The sequence below is a fragment of the Burkholderia sp. FW306-1C-G01B genome, assembly GCF_058781685.1.
In genome coordinates this window covers 581,783-584,485 of record NZ_JBYSWZ010000002.1, presented here as the reverse complement: position 1 = coordinate 584,485, position 2,703 = coordinate 581,783, and the positions used below count along the sequence as shown (strand labels likewise).

1 protein-coding gene is annotated in these 2,703 nt (G+C 64.1%); it reads right to left on the bottom strand.

The features are described 5' to 3' along the window. The coding region (locus tag AC3WLY_RS06985) for a YadA family autotransporter adhesin (protein ID WP_492332658.1) at positions 1 to 2,703 on the bottom strand (2,703 nt) is incomplete at both ends.

The following is a 2,703-nucleotide window of genomic DNA, read 5'->3' as shown; positions in this document are numbered from 1 at the left end:
GAGCTGAGGCCGGTGGACAGCGAATTGATGCCGGTCGAGGTCGAAGTGGACAGCGACGTAATCGAGCTGTTGGCCGACGACAGACCCGTCGAGGTGGAAGTCGACAGCGACGACACCGAGCTGTTGGTCGAGCTCAGGCCGGTGGACAGTGAATTGATGCCGGTCGAAGTCGAAGTGGACAGCGACGTGATCGAGCTGTTGGCGGACGACAGGCCCGTCGAAGTCGAGGTGGACAGCGACGTGATGGAGCTGTTAGCTGACGACAGGCCGGTCGACGTGGAGGTTGAGAGCGAAGTCACCGAGCTGTCGGTCGAGCTGAGGCCGGTGGACAGCGAGTTGATGCCGGTCGAGGTCGAGGTGGACAGCGAAGTGATCGAACTATTCGCCGAAGACAAGCCCGTCGAAGTCGAGGTGGACAACGACGTGATCGAGCTGTTAGCCGAAGACAGGCCCGTTGACGTGGAAGTCGACAGCGACGACACCGAGCTGTTGGTCGAGCTCAGGCCCGTGGACAGCGAATTGATGCCGGTCGAGGTCGAGGTGGACAGCGACGAAATGGCGCTGGTCGCGGTACCAACCTGTTGGGCAACCGAATAAAGCTGGCTGCCATTGATCGCGTTGGTACTGGTCTGCGTCACCTGGCCGGCGGCGACGTTGGTGATTTGTCGCTCGTTGCCCGGGCTGCCGACGCTAACGGTGCCGACCGGCGCGGTGCCTGCGAATCCTCCGAACGTGACGCCGTTGACGGTCGCGCTGCTCGTGGGATTGGCCGCGGCGGTCTGCGAGTTGGCGCCGAGCGCGACGGAATTGTTGGTGCCGGCTGTGGCGCCGCTGCCGATGGCGACGGCGTCGGTGCCGGTCGCGACGCTGTCGGCACCGGTCGACTTCGCGTGGAAGTACTTGATGCCCTGGCTGTTGATGTTGTCGATCGCCGAGCCGACGCTGTTGGCGGTCGACGTCGTGCCGTTCGCGTTGTAGGTCGTGTACGCCGGTGCGGAGACCGTCCCGGTCGTCGGGTCGTACGTGGAGCCGCCGCCGAGTGCCGATGCCGTGCTGTTGCCGAGGTTGTCCGTCTTGGTCGTGACCGTGCTCAGGCCGGTCGACAGCGAGTTGATGCCGGTCGAGGTCGAGGTCGAAAGCGACGAGATCGAGCTATTAGCCGACGACAGACCCGTCGACGTGGAAGTCGACAGCGAAGTGATCGAGCTGTTGGCCGACGAGAGACCCGTCGAGGTCGAGGTGGACAGCGACGTCACCGAGCTGTTGGCCGAGCTGAGGCCGGTGGACAGCGAGTTGATGCCGGTCGAGGTCGACGTGGACAGGGAGGTGATCGAGCTGTTAGCCGACGAGAGGCCGGTCGAGGTCGAGCTGGACAGCGACGTGATCGAGCTATTCGCCGAAGACAGACCGGTCGAGGTCGACGTGGAGAGCGACGTGATGGAGCTGTTGGCCGACGAGAGGCCCGTCGAGGTCGAGGTGGACAGCGAGGTGATCGAGCTGTTGGCCGACGACAAGCCGGTCGACGTGGAAGTGGACAGCGAAGTCACCGAGCTGTTGGCCGAGCTCAGGCCAGTGGACAGCGAATTGATGCCCGTCGAGGTCGAAGTGGACAACGACGTGATCGAGCTGTTGGCCGAACTCAGGCCGGTGGACAGCGAGTTGATGCCGGTCGAAGTCGAGGTGGACAGCGACGTGATGGAGCTGTTCGCCGAGGACAGGCCCGTCGAAGTCGAGGTGGACAACGACGTGATGGAGCTGTTAGCCGACGACAGACCCGTCGACGTGGAGGTCGACAGCGAAGTGATCGAGCTATTGGCCGACGAGAGACCCGTCGAAGTCGAGGTGGACAGCGACGTGACCGAGCTGTTGGTCGAGCTGAGACCGGTCGACAGCGAAGTGATGCCCGTCGACAGCGACGAGATCGCGCTGCTGGACGACGACACCGTCGTCGACAGCGAATTCACGACCGAATTGGTTGCAAAGAGCTGGGAGCCGTTGATCGCGTCGGTGCTGTTCGCCGTGATTTGGCCGGCCGCGACATTGGTGATCTGGCGCGTGGTACTCGTGCTCGCGTTGCCGACACTGATCACGCTGCTCGGATTACCGCCCGCGAACGTGCTGGTCACGCCGCCGACGGTACCGGTCGGTGTCGGGTTGGCTGCCGCGGTGACGGAGCCGCTGCCGAGCGCGACGTCGCCGGCGTTGTTGGCGATTGCTTTCGGGCCGATCGCGACCGAGTCGGTCCCGAGGGCCTGGCTGTCCGCCGCCGTCGAGTTCGCGTGGAAGTACTTGATGCCCTGGCTGTTGATGTTGTCGATCGCCGAGCCAACACTGTTGGCAGTCGACGTCGTGCCGTTCGCGTTGTAGGTCGTGTACGCCGGCGCGGAGACCGTCCCGGTCGTCGGGTCGTACGTGGCGCCGCCGCCGAGTGCCGATGCCGTGCTGGTGCCGAGGTTGTCCGTCTTGGTCGTGACCGTGCTCAGGCCGGTCGACAGCGAGCTGATGCCGGTCGAGGTCGACGTGGACAGGGAAGTGATCGAGCTATTAGCCGACGACAGGCCCGTCGACGTGGAAGTCGACAGTGAAGTGATCGAACTGTTAGCCGACGAGAGACCGGTCGATGTCGAGGTGGACAGCGAGGTGATCGAGCTATTGGCCGCCGAGAGACCCGTCGATGTCGAGGTGGACAGCGAAGTCACCGAG